This window comes from Pseudomonas sp. SIMBA_067 (genome assembly GCF_046534675.1).
Classification (GTDB): Bacteria; Pseudomonadota; Gammaproteobacteria; order Pseudomonadales; family Pseudomonadaceae; genus Aquipseudomonas; species Aquipseudomonas putida.
Window position 1 is genome coordinate 789365 of record NZ_JAWRYH010000001.1, and the last position, 20728, is coordinate 810092.

The window sequence follows — 20728 nt, forward strand, 5'->3', positions numbered from 1 at the left end:
GCATTCCCCCGGATTGCTTGCCTGATCCTCTGAACCTGCCCCCGCCACCAGACCAGCGGTCATCCCGCTGTGCTAGCGTTTCTGCTCTGGGGAACAACGTATTCCTCGCACAGAAAAACACAGCGACAGCAACCGATGACTGGCAGGTGAACCATGGAACTACGCATTAACCAGCAGACCTACCAGGTCGAGGCGGACGCCGACACGCCCTTGCTGTGGGTGATCCGCGATGACCTGGGGCTGACTGGCACCAAATATGGCTGCGGCCTGGCCCAGTGCGGCGCCTGTTCGGTGCTGGTTGACGGCAACGTGGTGCGCGCCTGCGTCACCCCGGTGGCCGGTGTGGTCGGGCGTGAGGTCACGACCATCGAGGCCATCGAAACCGATGCCGTCGGCAAACGGGTGGTCGCGGCCTGGGTCGAGCACCAGGTGGCCCAGTGCGGCTACTGTCAGTCCGGCCAGGTAATGGCCGCCACGGCGTTGTTAAAGCACACCCCCCAGCCCAGCGACGCGCAGATCGACGCGGCCATGGTCAACCTGTGCCGCTGCGGCACCTACAACGCCATTCACGCTGCCGTGCATGAGCTGGCACAAGGGGAGCAGGCCTGATGAACACGCCCATAGATACTCCTGCCGAACTGCTCAGGCTGCAACCGGGCGAGACAGTCAACCTGTCGCGCCGGCGCTTTCTTGCCGGCACGGCTGTCGGTGCCCTGGTGCTGGGTTTCGGCCTGCCAATGGGGGCGGGCCGCGTGCAGGCAGCGGCTGCAGCCGCCCCGGAACGCGGTACCCAGGTGCCCGCTTTTCTGGAGATTCGCCCAGATGGCAAGGTCCGCCTGCTCAGCCCCTTCATGGAAGGCGGGCAAGGCCCGTTCACCGCCATGGCGCAAATTGTGGGTGAAGAGCTGGATGTCGACCCCGTCAATTTCGTGGTCGATAGCGCACCACCGGGCGACGCCTACGTGGTGATGGAAAACGGCATGCGCATCACCGGTGGCAGCATGTCGGTGCGCATGAGCTACCCGACCATGCGCCGCCTGGGTGCCCTTGCCCGGGCCATGCTGCTGCAGGCGGGCGCCCAACAACTGGGCGTGCCGGTCGAGGAACTCTCGACCACACCAGGGAACGTAGTACATACCACGACAGGGCGTTCGATACCCTACGATGAACTTGCCGGGCGCGCCATGGACCTGCCGGTACCCGACCCGGCCAGCGTCCAGCTGCGTGACCCCAGCCAGTTCCGCTGGATCGGCAAGCCTGTGCGCCGCCTGGATGCCTACGACAAGTCCACCGGCAAGGCGCAGTACTGCATCGACATAAAGGTCGACGGCATGCTCCACGCCGCCGTGCAGCACGCACCACGCCTGGGCATGACCGTGGGTAGCCTGCGCAACGAAGACCAGGTCAAGGCCATGAAAGGCGTGCATTCAGTGCACCCACTGCCGGGCGCCGTGGCCGTGGTTGCTGAGCGTTGGTGGCACGCAAAGCGTGCGGTGGAGGCGATTCAGGTGGACTGGAAGGAGCCGGCTGCCGACAGCAAGGTGCGGCCAATGCCCGCCGACTTTTCCAGCGATGCCTGGCGTGAACACCTCGCCACGGTCGAGGGCCCGGCCCGTGATGAAGAAAACCAAGGCGATATCGCCGGCGCCCTGAGCAATGCCAAAACCAAGGTCGAGGCCAGCTATCACAACCAGTACCTCAACCATGCCCAGCTCGAGCCACCGTCCGCCCTCGCCCGCTTCAACCCCGACGGCAGCCTGGACGTCTGGCTGCCCAATCAGGCCCCGGACATGTTCCGTGATGACATTGCCAAGCGCACAGGCCTGGAGCCTGCACAAATCAACCTGCACTCGCCGCTGCTGGGCGGCTTCTTTGGCCGGCACTTCCTGTACGACTCGGCCAACCCCTACCCACAGGCCATCGCCCTGGCCAAAGCGGTTGGCCGGCCGGTGAAGCTTATCTGGAGCCGCGAAGAGGAATTTCTGCGCGATGTGCTGCGCCCGGTTGCAGTGGTGAAGTTCCGCGCCGCGCTGGATGCCGACGGCATGCCGGTGGCCCTCGAAGCAGTAAGCGCCACCGAAGGCCCGACCGAGGCCCTTGCTGGCAAACAAGGGGAAAAGATCGACCCGACTGCACTGGAGGGTCTGTCAGGCAAGTCCTACGCCATCGCCAACAAGCGCATCGCCCAGATCTACGTCAAAGGCCCGGCCATGCTCGGCTACTGGCGCTCGGTGGGCAACTCGTTGAACGACTTCTTCTATGAATCATTCCTTGATGAACTGGCTGACAAGGGCGGCAAGGACCCGCTCGAACTGCGTATGCACCTGCTGCGCGACAACCCGCGCCTGACCAACCTGCTGAACGCGGTCGCCGAGCTGTCCGGTGGCTGGAAACGCGGGCCGTTCACCGCCGAGGATGGCAGCAAACGGGCACGCGGCGTGGCCATGGCCTCACCGTTCGGCTCGGAGGCGGCAGTCATCGCCGAGGTATCGATCGAGAACGGCCAGGTCAAGGTGCACGACATCTGGCAAGCCATCGACCCGGGCAGCATCGTCAACCCGGCGATCATCGAACACCAGGTCAACGGCGCGGTTGCCCTTGGCCTGTCGCAGACGCTGGTGGAAGAAGCCGTATACGTGGAGGGTATGCCGCGTGCGCGCAACTACGACCTGTACCCGATCCTGCCCCCCTCGCGCATGGCGCGGGTGCATGTGCGCATTGTCGAAAGTGGGGCGAAGATGGGCGGTATCGGTGAGCCACCGCTACCCGCCGTGGCCCCGGCAGTGGCCAACGCGGTCGCGCAGCTTACCGGTCAGCGCGTACGCAGCTTGCCACTGAGCCGCCATACCTTCAGCTGACTGCACAAGGGACGCCCCATGACCCATCGTTTCGCAAGGACCGCTGGTTGGCTGGCGCTGCCGTGCCTGGTCGCGGCAGGCCTGCTGGCCTGGTATGTCACCCGCGAGCCGGCCTCGCCGTTTGCCGACGCGCAGGCCACTGCCGCTGACCCGGCACTGATCAGCCGCGGCGAGTACGTGGCCCGCCTCAGCGACTGCGTGGCCTGCCACAGCCTGCCAGAAGGCAAACCGTTCGCGGGTGGGCTGGAAATGGCCACCCCGCTGGGGGCCATCCACGCCACCAACATCACCCCTGATCGCGACAGCGGTATCGGCAGTTACAGCCTGGCCGATTTCGACCGCGCCGTACGCCAGGGTGTCGCGCCCGGTGGCCGGCGGCTGTACCCGGCCATGCCCTACCCGTCCTACGCCAAGCTCAGCGATGATGATGTAAGGGCGTTGTATGCGTTCTTCATGCACGGCGTGCAACCCGCCCGGCAGGCTAACCTGGCCAGCGACATCCCCTGGCCGCTGAACCTGCGCTGGCCCATTGCCGTGTGGAATGGCCTGTTCGCCGCCACTACGCCCTACGCCGACAAGCCCGGGCAGGATGCAGTGTGGAACCGGGGTGCCTACATCGTCCAGGGCCCCGGCCACTGCGGAAGCTGCCACACCCCACGCGGCCTGGCTTTCAACGAAAAAGCCCTGGATGAAGGCGGCAAACCGTACCTGGCCGGCGCCCTGCTCGACGGCTGGTACGCACCGAGCCTGCGCGCCGACCACAACACCGGGCTGGGGCGCTGGAGCGAGGCAGAAATCGTGCAGTTCCTGAAAACCGGGCGCAACCGGCATGCCGTGGTATTCGGCTCGATGACCGAGGCGTTCAACAACTCCACGCAGTTCATGCATGACGATGACCTGGCCGCCATTGCCCACTACCTGAAATCACTGCCCGGCGACCCACAGCGTGACGGCGCGCCATGGCAGTACCAGGCCGAATCGGCAGCGGCACGGCTCGACAGCCCGGGGGCGCACACCTATGTGACCCACTGCGCGTCTTGCCACGGTCTGGACGGCAAAGGCCAGGCCGAATGGATGCCGCCATTGGCTGGCGCCACCTCGGCACTGGCCAGGGAAAACGCCTCGGCGATCAATATCACCCTCAATGGTTCGCAGCGGGTGGTGGCTGCCGGTGTGCCGGATGCCTATCGCATGCCGGCTTTCCGCGCGCAGTTGAGTGACCAGGACATTGCCGAGGTGCTGACCTTCGTGCGTACGGCCTGGGGCAACCAGGGGGGGGCGGTGGATGCGCAGGCGGTAGGCAAGCTGCGTGGTCATACCGACCCGGCCAGCAGCAGCCCGATCATCTTGCATATGCGCTGATTTGCCGTGGTTCATGCACCGGCCTCTTCGCGGGCACGCCCGCTCCCACAGGAAACACGCCGCTCAGGAAATTTGTACAGTACCTGTGGGAGCGGGTTTACCCGCGAAGAGGCCAGCACAGCCACCCTTGAACATCAGGTTGAATGGAACCCCATGGAAAGCATTGATCTGTTGGTTTTGCGCACCACCCGAGACTGGCTCGCCGGCGGCCATCGCGCCCTGCTGGCTACGGTCGCCCGCACCTGGGGCTCCTCCCCTCGCCCGGTCGGCTCGATGATGGCCTTGCGCAGCGACGGCCGCGTGGTCGGCAGTGTCTCTGGCGGCTGCATCGAAGACGATCTCATCCACCGTTACACCAGTGCCTACGGCGGCCCCGCCATGCCTACCGGCCAGCCCCAGGTGGTGCGCTATGGCGTCAGCGCCGACGAGGCCCACCGCTTTGGCCTGCCCTGCGGCGGCACCCTGGAACTGGTGCTGGAATCCGCCCCCTCACTGGCGCACCTGGACCAGCTGCTGGCCTGCCTCGACCGCGGAAACCTGGTGCGCCGTGAGCTGAACCTGAGCAACGGTGAAGCCCGCCTCACCGCGACCGACACGCCTGAACTGTTCAGCTTCGATGGCCAGCGCATGCTCAATACCCTTGGCCCGGGCTACCGCCTGCTACTGATAGGTGCCGGTGCCCTGGCCGAGTACCTCGCCACCATGGCCCTGTTCAACGGCTTCAACGTTTCGCTGTGCGACCCGCGCCCGGAGTACACGGCAGGCTGGACCATCGCCGGGGTCAACCTGCTGCCCGGCATGCCGGACGACGTCGTCCGCGCCTTTGCCGCAGATGTTCGCAGCGCCATCGTCGCCGTCAGCCATGACCCCAAGCTGGACGACCTGGCCCTGCTCGAAGCCTTGCACAGCCCTGCGTTCTACATTGGCGCCATCGGCTCGCGGCGCAACAGCCAGCTGCGCCGCGAACGGCTGATGGAGCACTTCGGTGAAAGCGAAGCTTCGCTGCAGCGCCTGCACGGCCCGATTGGCATCTACATTGGTAGCAAGACCCCAGCCGAAATCGCCGTCAGTGTCATGGCCGAAATCCTTGCCGCAAAAAACGACGTCACCCTGCCCCGTGCGGTCAACGTGTCCCAGGCGAAGGAAGCGCAACAACTGGCACGGCCCCTGTAGGGACGTACCAGGGCTGTTACTGCCAGCGCTCCAGGTTCTGCTGCAGCAGTTGCTCAGGCAACGCCCCGCCAACGATTTTCGCCATCTCCCGCGCCAGCGCCTCACGCAGCTGCGGCTTGTTGCAGGGCGATTCATGTGACATCGCCAGGTACAACCCTTCGCTGGACACCGGCGGCTGCAACACCTGCACGGTATCGGTGATCCCCAACGTACGCGCCAGCGCCATCCCGGGGTACTGCTCGTAGACCACGTAGTCACTGCGCTTGTGCATCAGCTTCTCGAACGCCTGCCGGGCGCCGGGCACCGCTTCGAGGGTGAGGTTGGCCTCGGCGTATTCATCAAACTGCTGGCCATGGCTGTTGCTGACCAGGGTGCCGCCCTTGCGGCCCCTGAGGTCGGCCCATTGCTGGTAGGCGAAGGCATTGTCCCGGCGCACCCAGACCACGCTGGGAGTACTCAGGAATGGTGGGGCGATGAAGTCCATCTGTTGCCGGCGGGCCTCGGTCATAAAATACCCGGCCATCAAGTCAATCCGCCCGGTGCGCACTTCTTCCTGCGCACGCGACCACGGCCCAACGTAAACAAACTCGATGTCCAGCCCCAGTTGCTTGCCCAGGTACTTGAGCAGATCGGCGTTGGCACCGATCAGTTGCTGGGGGTTTTGCGGGTCGCGCCACAGGTAAGGGGGGTATTCAGGGTTACCGGTAGCCGTCAGCCGCCGGCATGGCTCGTCGGCTGCGCCTGCCAAGGGCAGCAACAGGCAAGGCAACAGCAGCAAGGCTTTGCGCAGGCAACGCTCGATCATCTACAACCCTCGGCACATGTAACATCCGGCGACCCGGCGTGGCGGCCAAAGGCTGCCACATCTTGTGCTCGACCGCAGCATTCATCTGCGCGTGCTGTAGACAGTCTGGACTAAGAGTTGTTAGTGGCGCCGCCTTTCATCGGCCAGCCAAGAAACAGGCCAACCAAATACCTTGGCCGGTCACGACGCCAGTTATCAACCGGCGCCCGGTTCGAGGTGTCGCGCCTCAGGCCCCTTGCCGACGCATCGCCAGAATCGCCGCGCCAAAGCCGATAAAGGTGGTGCCCACCACGCGGCTCACCCAGCGTGACATCGACGGCCGGGTCAACACACCCTTGGCCCGCGCAGCCAGTGCGGCATACAAGCTCAGCGAAGCAAGCGACAAGCCCACGAAGATCCCGGTCAGGGTCAGGAACTGCGGCAACAGTGCCGCCCCTTGGTCGATGAACTGCGGGAACAGCGCAGTGAAGAACATGGTTGCCTTGGGGTTGGTCACCGCTGTGAGGAAAGCCGATTTGTACAACTTCAGCGGTGTGGGCCGTACCTTGACAGCACCCTCGGCAGCGCCCTGCTCCAGCATCGGGCTCTTTTTCAGCAACTGCCGCGCACCGAGGTAGAACAGATAGCCTGCCCCCAGGATCTTCACGGCGTTGAACAGTACTTCGGAACTGGCCAGCAACGCGCCCAGCCCAAGCATGGCCGCAGCCGACAGGCAGAACAGGCCCGAGCCATTGCCCAGCGACGACCAGACCGCGCTGCGTTGGCCGTGGGCCAGGCTGTTGTTGATGGCCATCAGGGTGGCGGGGCCAGGGCTGGCGATCGCGATGGCGGCGACCAGGGTAAACGCAAACAGCGAGTGAGAATCCATTTCAGGCTCGTCAAGCAGATCAAGGTAGGCCGTGCGCAGGGCACGCAGGTTCAGTCAGCATTCTGCCGCTTGGCTGCCTTCTTGGCGATAGCTTTCATCCGTGTCGCCGCACGCTGCACGGTGGCCATCTTTTCCGGGCGTTTCATGCCCCGCCATTTGCGAATTTCGTCACGGGTGCGGCCACAGCTCACGCATAGCTCGCAGTTGAGCTGGCATAACGAGACGCAGGGGTTATCGATGTCTTTGGCCATGCCACCACTCAGCCGGCCATGTCTGCCCGTGCACGTTCGGCCGCGCTGTGGAACACCTGGCGTACTTCTTCAGCCTTGGCGCTGCTGACCGACCTGGCAGCCAGCAGTTCATCGACCACACGAATGCACTGGCCCAGGGCGGTGTCCAGTTGCTCAGCGTCAGAGGCGTCAGCGATATCACCCAGATAAGGAGCGATGAGGTACACGTAACGGTCCTGCAGCTTGAGCGCTGCCAGCGCATCGAGGGCGTTCTGGAACCGATCGGCGGCGGCAGGGCTCATGCTCAATTTATCGAAATGAATCAGGCTCACACGGTCAGTGGCCATTGACGAATCTCCGTTTCCTGGTGCGGCCTGGCCCACAAGCAGCAACGCTTCTACGGTGCCCGGATGTGCAGGCCAGGGTAATGCCCACAGGGTACCAGAACGCGAGGCAGAAAGGGCCACCGCCCCCAGAACTAAAAGTATTTGGCAGGTCGCGCAATGGACGCCCCAGGACGTTTACGGGACAGGTACAGCCGTTTCAGGCACAGGATAATCGGCCGGCAATCTCCCCGCCGAGGCCGTCATCGAACTCGGTCGCCCATACAACAAGAAGCCTGCGCGTTCAGGTAAACCACAAAGGGGCCTCATCATTCATGGCAAAGGAACACATCATCGAAACACTCGACCTTGGCGTGACAGACCCCTCGAAAACCGCAGAAGCCCGCCAGGACCGGCATTTCGAGGGCAAACTCGACTGGATTGTCTTTGGTTTCACCAGCCTTCTGGCCATCGCGTTCGTCCTCTGGGGCTTTCTCAACCAGGCCAGCCTCGCCACCAGCGCCTCCAGCGCGCAATCCTGGGTCATCCTCAACTTTGGCTGGTTCTTCGTGCTCACCTCGACGCTTTTCGTGGTGTTCGTGCTGTGGCTGGCCGCCAGCCGTTATGGCCGGGTGCCACTAGGCCGTGATGGCGAACAGCCAGAATTCCGCACGGTGTCCTGGGTGGCAATGATGTTCAGCGCCGGCATGGGCATCGGCCTGATGTTTTTCGGCGTTGCCGAGCCGCTGTCCCACTATGTGACGCCGCCACCCGGCTCGGCCACCGCGCAGACGAGCGAAGCGATGCAGGTGGCAATGGCCACCACCCTGTTCCACTGGACCCTGCACCCCTGGGCGATGTACGCCATCGTCGGCCTGGTGATTGCCTACGGCACCTACCGCCGTGGCCGCTCGCAGCTGATATCCGCCGCATTCCGGCCGTTGATCGGCAAGCACGCCAACGGCCCGCTCGGCCGCCTGATCGACATGATGGCAATCTTTGCCACGCTGTTCGGCTCGGCGGCCTCGCTGGGCCTGGGTGCGCTGCAGATTGCCGGCGGGCTGGAATACAACGGCTGGGTCGAAAGCCCCGGCAAGTTGTTTTACATCGCCATCATCACCCTGCTGACCATTGCCTTCGTCACCTCGGCGGTGTCGGGCATCGGCAAGGGCATCCAGTGGCTGTCCAACACCAACATGGTGCTGGCACTGGTGCTGGCGGCGTTCGTGTTCATGGTCGGCCCTACCCTGCTCATGCTCAACCTGCTGCCGACCTCGATCGGTATCTACATCAAGATGCTGCCGGAAATGATGGCCCGCACCAACGCCAGCGGCGGCGATCAGATGAACAGCTGGCTGGCCGGCTGGACCGTGTTCTACTGGGCCTGGTGGATTTCCTGGACACCGTTCGTGGGTATGTTCATCGCCCGCATCAGCCGCGGCCGCACCATTCGCCAGTTTGTCACCGGGGTGCTGCTGGTGCCGAGCCTGGTCAGCCTGGTGTGGTTCACCATTTTCGGCGGTGCATCCATCGATGCCTTGCGCGAAGGCGCCTTCCAGCTGGCCAACGGTGCGGTCAACAGCAACCACGCGCTGTACCAGCTGCTGGACAGCTACCCGCTGGCGTCGGTTTCCTCGGTGCTGGTGATGATCCTGGTGGGCATCTTCTTCGTTTCCGGTGCCGATGCGGCGTCACTGGTGATGGGCACGCTGTCGGAACACGGCACCACCGCGCCATCGCGGCGCACGGTGATTTTCTGGGGCGCGCTGACCGGGACGGTGGCGGCGATCATGCTGGCGATCGGCGACCCGCGAGACCCGGGCCAGGCGCTGAACGGGCTGCAGAACCTGACCATCGTCGTGGCCCTGCCCTTTGTGGTGGTGATGGTGCTGCTGTGCCTGGCGCTGTACCGCGACCTGCGTAAGGACCCGATGATGCTGCGTCACCTGCGCGGCAACGAGCTGATCGAGAAGGCTGTGTTGTATGGGGCGGTGAAGCATGGTGAGGAGTTCTACATCGTGGTGCAGGAGAAGAAGGCTGCGGTGAAGGAGGCGGTAGCAGCGGGCGAAGTGTCCGAAACCTGACACGCCAACCCGGCCCGGTCCCTTGCAGGAGCGGGCGGGTAAAGCGCCTGGTTCGGGGGCGCCACTTGAGTGATGGAACAGCGCCTCCTCGATAAGCGATTTTCCAGGGCAAATCGATAACCACAGTCCATGAAACGCCTACGGTTCACCCCTTCAATGCCGCTGATATCCTGGCGACATCGATCTTGCCCATCTGCATCATGGCCTCAAACGCCCGCTTGGCCGCCGCGCGGTCGCTGTGGCCGATGGCCTCGATCAGGATACGGGGGGTGATCTGCCAGGAGATCCCCCACTTGTCCTTGCACCAGCCACAGACGCTGGCCTCGCCGCCATTCGCGATGATCGCATCCCACAAGCGGTCGGTTTCGGCCTGGTCTTCGGTACTGACCTGGAACGAAAACGCCTCACAGTGCTTGAACGTCGAGCCGCCATTGAGCCCCACACAGGGTATGCCCATGACAGTGAATTCGACGGTAATCACATCGCCCTCCTTACCCGATGGGTAGTCAGCTGGCGCCGGGTGCAGTGCGACCACCTTGCTGTCCGGGAAGACGCTGGCGTAGAAGTTGGCGGCTTCTTCGGCATCGTTGTCGTACCAGAGGCAGACGGTGTTTTTGGCAGTCATGGCCTTGCTCCATGAAGGGTATGGACCTTTGAGTCTAGCCCCGCCCTTGCGCATGAAAAGGCTGTCCGGTTGAATTCACAAGAGCATCGGCGGCGAAGCGCTCTGGGGCGAGTTCTGCAATATCCTGCAGACATTTCCGATATCAGGTAGTGAACCTGCTGACAAAAAAAGGGTCTTTGGCTGACGGTCAACTCAGCGACCGGTTCATCGGCCCAGTCATCGGGCCTACTTTTGTCCTGTTTCAGCGAAGACCCAACATGCCCGATTCCCGCCCAACCGCTTCCGTCCTCCCTGCCCTGCGCGGTGGCCTGATTGCCGCCTTGGTGGCCCTTGCCGCGCCGGTGCACGCCGAAGAGCCCGCCAGCGATGCACGCTGGGTCAGCGACAGCCTGAGTACCTATGTGCGCAGCGGCCCCACCGACGGCCACCGCATCGTCGGTACCCTGAAGTCGGGGCAACAGTTGACCCTGCTCGGCACTCAGGGCAATTACAGCCAGGTGCGTGGGCAGAATGGCGATGTGGTATGGATACTCAGCAACGACTTGCAAGCGGTGCCGGGCCAGAACGAGCGCCTGCCGCAACTCGACGCCCAGGTCGTGGAGCTGACCGGGCAGTTGAAGACCATCGACGACAGCTGGAAGAGCCGGGTACAGGGCATGCAGGAAACCCTCGACTCACGGAAAAAGCTCATCGACGAACTGGAGGCGCGCAACAAGGCGCTGAATGAACAGTTCGACCAGAGCCAGTCGGAGCTGCGCGATACCCAGGCGCGCCTGGGTGACGAGAACAAGCAGGTGATGATGCGCTACATGGTGTATGGCGGCAGCATTGCCGGTGCGGGCTTGCTGGCCGGGCTGATCTTGCCGGCGTTGACCCGTGGGCGGAAGAAGAACGATCGCTGGTTCTGACAGCGGGCCATCCTGCACCGGCCCCTTCGCGGGTAACGCCGCGAAGGGGCCGACCAAGGCTTACTTGCTACGCGCCTTGTTATAGATGGTCTTGGCTTGGTCCGCCGAGGACTGGCACTGGGTAAAATCACCCTTGCTCTGAGCATCCTTGGCATTTTGCAGGTGGACTTTGAAGTCATGGGCCATGCCGCCATGCATCGCCTGGCCGCTGGCCTTGTGGAAATCTTCAAGTTCCTTGATCTTGGCCTCACAGTTGCTCGCAGGGTCTGCGTGTACGGCAAAGCTGAGGACGGACGCAATCACCAACAAGGGTATGCATTTCGTGGATTTCATGGAGCGTTCTCCTGGAAAACCATAGGGTTCGTCGAGGTGTATCTTGCTCGACGCAGCAAACAGCATAGTTGGCCGAAACTTGAATCGCAGGGCTTCAGCCCAGCGGTAAACCGGTCTCGGCGAACAGGAAATCGATGAAAACCCGCACTCGCAGCGGCATGTACGACGCCTGCGCCCTACTGTCGCAAGCGCTCCAACGCTTGCAACACATACCCCGTTGCCCGTTCCACCTGGCCCTCCCGGCAGGCGATACCCAACTGCCGCCACAACCCTGGGCGCAGCGGCCGGCGCGCAATGCGCCGATCCAGTTCGGCGGCCTCGCCTTCCTCGGGCAGCAACGTCGCGCCGTACCCGGCCCCGACCAGGCTCTTGATCGCATCGTTGTAATTCAGCTCGATTCGCGGCTCGGGGTATAACCCTGCTGCCGCGAACCACTCGCCGGTAACCCGTGACAGCTGGGTACTGCTGTCGTTGAGAATCAACGCCCGCTGCGCCAGCCAGGCCGGTGTCACTTTCGCCGGCGGCTGCCAGTCGGCCGGTACGTAGGCCAGGATCGGGTCCCGCCGCCAGGGGGTAACGGTCAGCCCTTTGCCGGCCACCTGCGGCAAGGCCACCAGGCCGATATCCAGCGTCCCTTCACGCAATCGCCCCAGCGATGCCTGGGAAGTCAGCACTTGTACCTGCACGTCGATCCCCGGATGGTCCGCACGAAGGTGCTCCAGCGCCTGCGGCAGCAAGTGGGCGATAGCACCGGTGGATGCGCCCAGGCGTACCCGGCCGGTCAGCCCCTCGACTTGTCGGCGTACTTCGTCCAGCGCCAGGTCGGCGTCGGCCAGCAGGCGCCGGGCACGGGCCAGCAGCGTTTCGCCAATGGCCGTGGGGCGCACCTGGCCGCGGGTGCGGCTGAGCAACGGGGCGCCGATACGTGCCTCCAGTTCGGCCACATGCAGGCTGATGGTGGGCGGTGCCAGGTTGAGCTGGCGGGCGGCCTCGGCAAAAGAGCCCAGGTCGGCGATGACCACCAGGGTGCGGAGGCGGTCAAGGCTGATTTCGCGCATGGTCTTTACTGGCCTATATTCAGAATAAATGAACATCAGCATCATGATATTCAAATTTCCTTTAGTCCAGCCACAGGCGAGCATGGGCCATCCCAACCCGACCGGACCCTGACCATGCATACCCCTGTTGTCTTCATCGACGGCGACCAAGGCACCACCGGCCTGCAGATCCACGCCCGCCTGCAAGGCCGCAGCGACCTGCGCCTGCTCACCCTGCCCGAGGCCGAGCGCAAAGACCCGCAGCGCCGCCGCGAGGCCATCAACAGCGCCGACATCGCCCTGCTGTGCCTGCCCGACGACGCCGCTCGTGAGGCGGTGGCAGCGATCCACAACCCGCAGGTGCGGGTGATCGACGCCAGTTCGGCGCACCGCACAACCCCGGGCTGGGTCTACGGCCTGCCGGAACTCGACGAGCAGCAAGCCGAGCGCATCGCCCAAAGCAAGCGCGTCAGCAACCCGGGCTGCTACCCCACTGGCGCCATCGCCCTGCTACGCCCGCTGGTCAAGGCCGGGTTACTGCCAGCCGACTACCCGCTGGGCATCCATGCCATCTCCGGCTACTCCGGCGGTGGTCGCGCGGCGGTCGAGCGCCACGAACAACCCGGTGCCGGTAAGGCCCCGGTCTTGCAACTTTATGGGCTGGAGCTGGCGCACAAGCACGTACCCGAAATCCAGCAACACGCCGGGCTGTCGGCACGGCCGGTGTTCATGCCTGGCTACGGTGCCTACCGCCAGGGCATCGTGCTGAGTATCCCACTGCAATTGCGCCTGTTACCGGGCCAGGTCAGCGCCGAACAGCTACAGGCCTGCCTGCAGCAGCATTACCAGGGCGCCCGCCATGTGCAGGTGATGCCGCTGCATCAGCAAGGCGCAGCTGCAAACCTTGACCCCGAGGCATTGAACGACAGCAACGACCTGCGCCTGGCGCTGTATGCCAACCCCGAGCATGGCCAGGTCTTGCTGACCGCAGTGTTCGATAATCTGGGTAAAGGTGCCTCCGGCGCGGCGGTGCAAAACCTCGACCTGATGCTTGGTGCGCTACAGCAACAAGGCTGATACGGCAAAACCGGTTAAACTGTACAGCCCGCGCCAACCTGGCCCGGGCTGTATTTCCACCCGCCGGAGCCCGCCCCCGATGTTCATCCTGAGCCGCCTCGACAGCGTGCCGCCCGAATCTTTCCAGAACCAGATCCGCGAGCTGGTGATCCACCATGTCGGCGAACTGAGCAGTGTCGCCATTACCGCCGACAACCCGCTGTACCCGCTGTACCAGTACGGCGTCGGCATGGAGGTGCACCAGTACCTGCAAGCACTGGATGGCACTCGCGGCCTTGCCGTGGCGCTGACCCTTGCACTGGATGCAGAGGCGCCGGACCAATTGCTGGGCTTTGCCCTGTCGCTGCCGGCCGACGACGATGAGCAGGCGTGTTCACTGGCCTTTCTTGCCGTGCGCGCCAGTCATCGCCGCCAGGGCATCGCCCGCGCCCTGCTGGGCGACCTGCAGGCTCGCCATGCCTGCGTGGAGCTGAACGCCTTTGCCAGCCAGGTGCCGTGGTTTGAGGCGATGGGCATGCAGGTGGTGGCCGCCAATGGGCCGCAGGTGCTGATGAGCAGTACCGGCCAGGCCAGTGGTGCGCTGATCGGGCGCCTGGACATTGCGCCGATTTATCAAACCGCTGAAGTGATGCAGATTCACACCTACCTGCTTAACCAGCAGGGTGAAGATGCGATGATCGAAGCAGAGCAGATGCGCGATGAGCGGCTGGATGAGCTGGCCGCCCAAGCGCTGGAGTGTGTACGGCAGCGCAAGACCGTGCATTGATCCGATGGCCTGTTCGCGGGCTTGCCCGCTCCCACAGGAATACCGTTAGGCCCCAGGCCGGTGATGTACCTGTGGGAGCGGGCGAGCCCGCGAAGAAGCCCCATTGGCCCGTCAGCCATGCACCCAGCGCCGATGCAGCCCGCGCGCCAGCGCATCCAGCACAAACCCCAACACGCCAATCAGCAGCACCATCGCCATCAGTTCGGAATACGCCAGCCGGTCGCGGGTATCGAGGATGAAATACCCCAACCCCGCACTCACCCCGAGCATTTCGCACGGCACCAGCACGATCCACAAAATGCCGATGGCCAGGCGCACGCCGGTCAACACATGACCGATCACCCCCGGCACGATCACCTTGCACAAGGTTTCCCAGCGCGTGGCGCTCAAGCTGCGGCTCAGTTGCAGCCAGCGTGGGTCCAGCTGCCTGACGCCCGCCGCGGTGTTCAGCAAGATCGGCCATAGCGCGGCAAACGCCAGCAGGAAGTAGATCGGCTGGTCACCCACGCCCATCAACATCACCACCACCGGCATCCACGACAACGGCGAGATCATGCGCAAAAACTGGAACGCCGGGGTGGTTGCCGCCTCCAGGTGCCGGTAGCTGCCCACCAGCAAGCCCAGCGGCACGCCGATCAGCAGCGCCAGCAGCAACCCGACCAGGATGCGCTTGAGGCTGACCCAGATGTGCCCGTAAACCTCGCCCTGCCCCAACAGCTCGACCAGGCTGGCCAAGGTTGCCGCCGGTGAAAAGCGCGCCGACAGGCCGTCGGCCTGGCCGAACACGGCAACACCGGCCCACCACAACAGCAACAGCGCCAACAACCCGGCCAGCCCAAGGCTGGCGTGTACGACATGCGTGCGCATCAGACGGCGAACTCCTCGCTACGCTCGAAGTTGTCGGCAATACCGAACACCGACGGGCCACCAACCGCAGCGATGGCATGACGCACGAAGCGATCGTCGACCAGGTCGCGGGCGGTCTGCACCGGGTCCAGCCCGGCAAGGAAGGCGTTGTCGCCCTCGATCAAGGTGGTTTTCAGGCGCTTGACCAGTTCTTCGGTGTAACTGGGGAACGGGTATGGCTGGAAGTCGATGCGCTTTTCGTCCCACTGCTGATGGCGAATGGCGCCACTGGCAACGTAGCCGGCACGGTCCTCGGCGGCCGGCGCCAGCACCTTGGCCAGCACCGCGGGCTCGTGCGGGGTGTACTTGTTGGGGCCGGCCTTCGACAGCAACGCAGCTGCTTCGGCGCGGTGGTCGCGGGTCCAGTGCTGGGCCTTGACGATGGCGTTGACCACCTTCTGCGACCATTCGGGGCGGTTGTTCAAGTCATGCTCATGCATGAACACCACGCAGCACGCGTGGTTGCGCCACACATCGCCGGTAAAGCGCTGCACGCGGCCAACCTTGAGGTTCTCGGCCAGGGCGTTGAACGGCTCGGCGACGATGTAGCCGGCAATGCGCTTGCTGGCCAAGGCTGGCGGCATGTCGGATGGCGGCAGCACCAGCAGGTTGACTTCGTTGGCGGCCAACTGCGCATTGGCAGGCTTCGACACAGGCGTCAGGCCATTGTCGTTGAGCATCTGCTGCAACACCACGTTATGGATCGAATACCAGAACGGGATGGCCACGGTCTTGCCCCCGAGCTGTTTCATGTCGCTTATATCGGGCGCCACGGTCAGGCCTGAGCCGCCCACATGGTTCCAGGCCACGACCTTGGCTGGCACCTTGCTGCCGTAGCGCGCCCATACGGTCATCGGCGATAGCAGGTGGATGACGTTCACCTGCCCGGAGATGAACGCCTCGATCACCTGCGCCCAACTGCGCAGCAACACCGGGCGCTCGGCCTTGATGCCTTCGGCCTCGAACAGCCCGTTGTTATGCGCCACCAGCAATGGCGTGGCGTCGGTGATTGGCAGGTAGCCGATACGCACTGGCGCGTCCGGCTCGGAAGCGGCACGGGCTTGCAGGCTCGAGAGCAATGGCAGCGCACCAGCGGCCGTGAGCATGGCACCAAGCTTGAGAAAATCACGACGCGATGAAGAGGAACAGCAGTCATCCAAGCACATGGACAGCCTCCGAGGGCAACGGGGTTGAGGTAGGTTCGACTGTGCGGCTTGCCCGCCGAAGGGTTTTGAGGATTTCGATGCGCAAGGCGCCCAGTTCTTCGACCCGGTGGTCGCGCGGTTGCGGCAGGTCGATGTGCCACTGGCCGAGGATGTGCGCTGGATGGTTGCCCAGTAGCAGGACCCGGTTGGACAGCAGCAGGGCTTCGTCAATATCGTGGGTAATCAGTACTGCCGCGGTGTTGTGGGTGGCGATCAGTTGCAGCAGCAGTTGCTGCATGTCGGCGCGGGTCACTTCATCCAGCGCGCCGAACGGCTCGTCCAGCAGCAGCACCTCGGGCTGGCGGGCCAGGCAGCGGGCCAGTGCGGTGCGCTGGGCCATGCCACCGGACAATTGCGCCGGGTACTGGCCACGGGCGTGGGCCAGGCCCACGGCGGCAATCGCGTGGTCGATGCGCGCGCGCCGCTCGGCAGCGGCCAGTTTCGGCTGGCGGGCGAAGTCCAGACCAAAAGCGACGTTCTTCTCCAGGCTCAGCCAAGGCAGCAGGCTCGGGTCCTGAAAGGCCACCGCCAGGCGCGGGTGCGGCCCTTGCAACGGCTGGCCGTGCAGGCTCACGCTGCCGCCGCCGGGCTGTTGCAGACCGGCCAGCACCCGCAGCAGGCTGGATTTGCCGACGCCACTGGGGCCAAGAATGCTCACCACTTCGCCCGGTGCCAGCTGCAGGTCGAACTGCGCCAGCACCTGCTGCCAGCCACCCTCCCGCGGGTAGCCCAGGCTGATGTCGCGGGCTTCGAGCAACACGTCACTCATGCCGCGCCCGCCTGGCGTTGCAGTTCGGCGCGCAATTGCACCAGGCTGGGGGTGACGATCGGCACAAAGGCCGACTCGCGCCAGCGGCGGGCAAAGCCTTCGCCATACTCGCTGAGGTAGGCCTTGCCGCCGCTGGCCTGCAACTCAAGCTGTACTGCATCGGCGGCACATTCAGCCAAGGTAATGCGCAGCTTGAACAGGGCCGCCGGCTGTTGCTGAAAACGGTCATCGAGCAGGCCCTGCTTGAGCTCGCTGACGGTGTTTTCCAGCCGCTCGCTGAGCACCTGACGGGCTTCATCGAGGAACGAGGCCCGGCCGTGCAGGTGCGCCTGAACTTCTTGCAGCGCCCGTCGCGCCAGGCCGATGGCCATGCCGCATTGCAGCGCCAGGAATGCCGGACGTACCCGGGGCAGGAACTCGCGCGCATTCGCGTGCAGCAGCCAGTCACGGGCCAACGGCACCTGGTGGAAGGCCAGTGCCGCCGTGTTGCTCGACTGCAGGCCCATCAGTTGCAGGTCGTCGGAGCGCTCCAGGCCCTGGGCGTCGGACGGAATGGCCAGTACGAACGGCGCGCCGCCGGCTTCATCTTCGATGGCCGCCGCCACCACGAAGCCGCTTTTGCGCAGGTTGGTCACCCAGTGCAGGCGCCCTTCCAGGTGCCAGCCATCGGCTGCGGGCCGGCCACGCACCTGCAACGCTTCGATGCCGGAAAGGAACTTCATGGCGTTGGACAGCCCGGTGGCCCCGGCCAGTTCGCCCGTCAGCAAGCGCGGCAGCAGGCGCTCGCGCAGGGGCTGGTTGGGGCTGTGCAACAGATATTCGATAAAGGCACGCTGGCCCCAGCAGACGAAGGCTGCGGCCAACGAGCGGCTGGCGATGGCGGCAATCGCCTCGACCGCATCAGTCACCTGCCCGCCCGTGCCGCCCAGGGCCGGGTCGACACCAATGCGCAACAGCTGCGATTCGGCGATCTGCGCCAGTACCTGCTGCGGTTCGCACAGGCCCCGGTCAATGGCCTCGGCATTGGCATCCAGCCAGTGTCGAAATGCACAATCTTGCATGGTCTTGCTCCTTTTGGAACGCCGGGGCCGCCTGGCGGCCCATTCGCGGCACAAGGCCGCTCCTACAACGACCGCGTCAGGGCCGCTCTCACACGTGGGCTATGCAGAAGGCTGCCAGCGGTACTTGCCAAGCTCTTCGTTGAGCGGCGTCTGGGCGAAAACATTAGCAAAGTTGCACAGGGTTGCGAGACTTACCCCCAGAATCACTTCCAGCGCGTTGCCTTCACTGAAGCCAGCTTCACGGAACGCCATGTAGGTGGCTTCGCTGACGTTACCGCGAGTGTCGATCACTTCACGGGCGAAGGCGGCCAGGGTTTCGTAACGGGCATCGGGCAGTTCGCCGCGGGCGCGCAAGGCATCGACTACTTCCTGCGGCAGCTTGGCCTTGTTCAGCGCCACGGCGGTGTGGCCGGCTACACAGAAGTCGCAGCCATGCCGGGTGGCGGCAATCAGCTGCACCACTTCACGCTCGGCCAGGCTCAGCTCGGACTTGCCATTGAGTGCCGAAACGGTCACGTAGGTTTCCAGCGCCGCCGGGGCGTTGGCCAGCACGCCCAGCAGGTTGGGGATGAAGCCGGAATTCTTCTGGGCATTCTCGAGAAACGGCCGGGCCGCTTCCGGAGCACTCTGCAGCGTGTGTAAAGTAATGCGCGAGGACATGGAGTGGTCTCCTTTTGATGGGTGTCACTACAGTCTGTTGGTTATAAGAATTACCCTCCATATTCATCAGTCACCTTTCCTTGTTCCTGAGTCTTTGTATTAGATGATTTCGTCCAGCCACCTTGTCGATTGGTTATTAGAGGGCCTGGAGCTCGATGCCAGCCTGTTTCATGTCGGCCGCTACTGCGGTGGCTGGCACGCCAGCACCCAGGGCATGGGCCGCGCCAGCTTCCACCTGGTGGTCCAAGGGCATTGCTGGCTGCACATCGACGGCCAGCCGCAACCGGTGCGCCTAAAGAAGGGAGATGCAGTATTCCTGTTGCGCGACCTTGCCTATCGCTTGTCCAGCGTTCAGGACCCGGTCGACGCCTGTGCCCAACCGCGCCAGGCCATGCAGGCACTGGAGAACGAGGCCAGCGACGGCGTCGGGCTGGTTTGTGGCTTCTTCCATTTCCAGTCCGGCCTGTCTTCACTGATTGTCGAAGGCCTGGCCGACTGGATCCTGCTGCGCGCCGAAGACCCCGCCGGCAGTGCGGCGCGGGCGCTGTTCGAGCTGATTCTGGAAGAATGCCGGCGCACCGCCGGCCCGTCGCAGGCGTTGCTGGAGCGCCTGACGCACCTGTTGTTCTTGTACGTGCTGCGCCAGCAGGTCATAGCCGGGCAGTCACTGGGCGGGCTGGTCACCCTCGCCCGCCAGCCAGCGTTTGCCGGGCTGCTGGAACAGTTGATCGAGCAACCGGGTCAAGCCTGGACGCTGGAGAGCATGGCCGCCTGCACCGGCTTGTCGCGGTCGGCGTTTTTCAAGCGTTTCAATGAACTGGCTGGGCAATCGCCGGGGCAGGTGCTGCTGGCGTTGCGCATGCGCCATGCCAGCCAGTTGCTGCGGGCGGGCAATACCGTGGAGCAGGTGGGCGCGCAAGTGGGGTATCAATCGGTGGCAGCGTTTACCCGGGCGTTTGCCAAGGCGATGGGGGTGCAGCCGGGGGCGTATCGGCGCCAGCATGAGGGGCGCTGAACGCGTTACTCCTGTACAGGCAAGACGATCAGACCTGGTTGACCGGTATATCCCCGCCACCTTTACCCTCGCGCCGCTCCCCCATCCAGCTATTCACCTGTTGACCGAACTCGGCCGGGGCCTTGCGCCCGAACCGTCTCGCAAGATCGAGGATGGTCTGCTGCGCCAAGGCCTCTTCCATGCGCTTCTGCGCCCCTAGCATCACTGCATGAATCGCACAGGTGCCCTCAGTCGCCCAAGCGGGCGGCGAGCCTTCGAACAACGTGCAGCGTTCGCGAATCTCGCGGCAATCGAAAATCTTCTTCGGCCCGTCGATGGCGTTGACGATATCCAGCACGGTGATTTCAGCCGCCGGTCGCGCCAGGCGGAAGCCACCGCGCACGCCTTCGGTGGCGGCCACCAAGCCGGCACGCGCCAGCTTGGTGAAAACCTTGGCCAGGTACTCCTGCGGCACGCCCTGCAACTCGGCCAGGTCGCGCACGCTGGAATCACGGCTCTCACCGCCCTCGCCTACCAGAAACAGCAGGCAATGGATGCCGTATTCGACGCCAGCACTGTAAAGCGACATATCAATCTCCGACCCACCATGTCGCAAATGATACGCGGGGAGCGCCAGTACGGCAAAACACTTCCCCGCTTGACTGGCCGAGATGCGGGCTTTGA

General features: G+C 64.2%; 22 protein-coding genes. 9 read left to right on the forward strand and 13 right to left on the reverse strand.

Features of this window, described 5'->3' with window-relative positions; genetic code table 11:
- The first annotated feature begins 153 nt into the window (after positions 1-153).
- The 4 genes from SB765_RS03650 (at position 154) to SB765_RS03665 (ending at position 5393) form a co-directional block, all read left to right on the forward strand.
- Positions 154-609 carry a (2Fe-2S)-binding protein gene (locus tag SB765_RS03650; RefSeq protein WP_341798619.1) on the forward strand — a complete coding sequence of 152 codons (456 nt, stop codon included), beginning with the start codon at positions 154-156 and terminating at the stop codon, positions 607-609.
- A complete protein-coding gene (locus SB765_RS03655; protein WP_410930947.1) occupies positions 609-2858 on the forward strand; it encodes a molybdopterin cofactor-binding domain-containing protein in 2250 nt (749 codons plus the stop codon). The genes SB765_RS03650 and SB765_RS03655 overlap by 1 nt, the downstream gene beginning before the upstream one ends.
- 18 nt (positions 2859-2876) lie before the next feature.
- Entirely contained in the window at positions 2877-4220 is a 1344-nt protein-coding gene (locus tag SB765_RS03660) for a c-type cytochrome (protein ID WP_341798617.1), read from the forward strand.
- 153 nt (positions 4221-4373) lie between these two features.
- Entirely contained in the window at positions 4374-5393 is a 1020-nt protein-coding gene (locus SB765_RS03665) for an XdhC family protein (protein WP_341798616.1), read from the forward strand.
- A gap of 16 nt (positions 5394-5409) precedes the next feature.
- Here SB765_RS03665 and SB765_RS03670 read toward each other — a convergent pair whose 3' ends face one another.
- The 4 genes from SB765_RS03670 to SB765_RS03685 all read right to left on the reverse strand — a co-directional run bounded on the left by SB765_RS03670 (position 5410) and on the right by SB765_RS03685 (position 7643).
- Positions 5410-6198: a substrate-binding periplasmic protein gene (locus tag SB765_RS03670; protein WP_410930948.1), complete on the reverse strand. Its 789-nt coding sequence runs from the start codon at positions 6196-6198 to the stop codon at positions 5410-5412.
- Between the two features lie 226 nt (positions 6199-6424).
- Positions 6425-7066: a LysE family translocator gene (locus SB765_RS03675; RefSeq protein ID WP_258652161.1), complete on the reverse strand. Its 642-nt coding sequence runs from the start codon at positions 7064-7066 to the stop codon at positions 6425-6427.
- Positions 7067-7116: 50 nt separating this feature from the next.
- Positions 7117-7317 (reverse strand): DUF1289 domain-containing protein, encoded by a 201-nt coding sequence (locus SB765_RS03680; protein WP_410930949.1) that lies wholly within the window; start codon positions 7315-7317, stop codon positions 7117-7119.
- 8 nt (positions 7318-7325) lie between these two features.
- On the reverse strand, positions 7326-7643 hold the full coding sequence (locus tag SB765_RS03685) for a hypothetical protein (RefSeq protein ID WP_341798599.1): 318 nt from the start codon (positions 7641-7643) through the stop codon (positions 7326-7328).
- 311 nt (positions 7644-7954) lie between these two features.
- Between SB765_RS03685 and SB765_RS03690 the strand changes: the two genes are divergently transcribed.
- Positions 7955-9703, forward strand: a complete 1749-nt coding sequence (locus tag SB765_RS03690; RefSeq protein WP_410930950.1) for a BCCT family transporter — start codon at positions 7955-7957, stop codon at positions 9701-9703.
- Positions 9704-9848: 145 nt separating this feature from the next.
- Here the strand turns inward: SB765_RS03690 and SB765_RS03695 are convergent, their stop codons facing one another.
- Complete coding sequence (locus SB765_RS03695; protein ID WP_410910288.1) at positions 9849-10328, reverse strand: VOC family protein; 480 nt, start codon at positions 10326-10328, stop codon at positions 9849-9851.
- A gap of 257 nt (positions 10329-10585) precedes the next feature.
- On the opposite strand from SB765_RS03695, the gene SB765_RS03700 reads away from it, so the two are divergent.
- On the forward strand, positions 10586-11236 hold the full coding sequence (locus SB765_RS03700) for a TIGR04211 family SH3 domain-containing protein (protein ID WP_341798596.1): 651 nt from the start codon (positions 10586-10588) through the stop codon (positions 11234-11236).
- A gap of 60 nt (positions 11237-11296) precedes the next feature.
- On the opposite strand, the gene SB765_RS03705 is transcribed toward SB765_RS03700, so the two are convergent.
- Complete coding sequence (locus tag SB765_RS03705; RefSeq protein ID WP_016499280.1) at positions 11297-11569, reverse strand: hypothetical protein; 273 nt, start codon at positions 11567-11569, stop codon at positions 11297-11299.
- A 176-nt stretch (positions 11570-11745) separates the two neighbouring features.
- Positions 11746-12627: a LysR family transcriptional regulator gene (locus SB765_RS03710; RefSeq protein ID WP_410930951.1), complete on the reverse strand. Its 882-nt coding sequence runs from the start codon at positions 12625-12627 to the stop codon at positions 11746-11748.
- Between the two features lie 114 nt (positions 12628-12741).
- Here SB765_RS03710 and argC point away from each other — a divergent pair, with 114 nt between their 5' ends.
- The gene (argC, locus tag SB765_RS03715) at positions 12742-13683 is read left to right on the forward strand and encodes an N-acetyl-gamma-glutamyl-phosphate reductase (protein ID WP_410910287.1); all 942 of its coding nucleotides are present in this window, start codon (positions 12742-12744) and stop codon (positions 13681-13683) included.
- 79 nt (positions 13684-13762) lie between these two features.
- The gene (locus tag SB765_RS03720) at positions 13763-14449 is read left to right on the forward strand and encodes a GNAT family N-acetyltransferase (protein WP_258652205.1); all 687 of its coding nucleotides are present in this window, start codon (positions 13763-13765) and stop codon (positions 14447-14449) included.
- A gap of 111 nt (positions 14450-14560) precedes the next feature.
- Here the strand turns inward: SB765_RS03720 and SB765_RS03725 are convergent, their stop codons facing one another.
- From SB765_RS03725 to SB765_RS03745, 5 genes are all read right to left on the reverse strand, one after another.
- A complete protein-coding gene (locus SB765_RS03725) occupies positions 14561-15316 on the reverse strand; it encodes an ABC transporter permease (RefSeq protein WP_341798592.1) in 756 nt (251 codons plus the stop codon).
- Positions 15316-16521: an ABC transporter substrate-binding protein gene (locus SB765_RS03730; RefSeq protein WP_341798591.1), complete on the reverse strand. Its 1206-nt coding sequence runs from the start codon at positions 16519-16521 to the stop codon at positions 15316-15318. Before SB765_RS03730 ends, SB765_RS03725 begins: the two co-directional genes overlap by 1 nt.
- Positions 16508-17329, reverse strand: coding sequence for an ABC transporter ATP-binding protein (locus tag SB765_RS03735; RefSeq protein ID WP_410930952.1), 822 nt, complete (start codon positions 17327-17329; stop codon positions 16508-16510). The genes SB765_RS03730 and SB765_RS03735 overlap by 14 nt, the downstream gene beginning before the upstream one ends.
- On the reverse strand, positions 17326-18390 hold the full coding sequence (locus SB765_RS03740; RefSeq protein WP_341798589.1) for an acyl-CoA dehydrogenase family protein: 1065 nt from the start codon (positions 18388-18390) through the stop codon (positions 17326-17328). The genes SB765_RS03735 and SB765_RS03740 overlap by 4 nt, the downstream gene beginning before the upstream one ends.
- A 99-nt stretch (positions 18391-18489) precedes the next feature.
- On the reverse strand, positions 18490-19050 hold the full coding sequence (locus SB765_RS03745; protein WP_341798588.1) for a carboxymuconolactone decarboxylase family protein: 561 nt from the start codon (positions 19048-19050) through the stop codon (positions 18490-18492).
- A 103-nt stretch (positions 19051-19153) separates the two neighbouring features.
- Here SB765_RS03745 and SB765_RS03750 point away from each other — a divergent pair, with 103 nt between their 5' ends.
- Positions 19154-20065, forward strand: coding sequence for an AraC family transcriptional regulator (locus tag SB765_RS03750; protein ID WP_341798587.1), 912 nt, complete (start codon positions 19154-19156; stop codon positions 20063-20065).
- A gap of 28 nt (positions 20066-20093) precedes the next feature.
- Here the strand turns inward: SB765_RS03750 and SB765_RS03755 are convergent, their stop codons facing one another.
- Complete coding sequence (locus SB765_RS03755; RefSeq protein WP_341798586.1) at positions 20094-20633, reverse strand: RrF2 family transcriptional regulator; 540 nt, start codon at positions 20631-20633, stop codon at positions 20094-20096.
- Positions 20634-20728 lie beyond the last annotated feature (95 nt).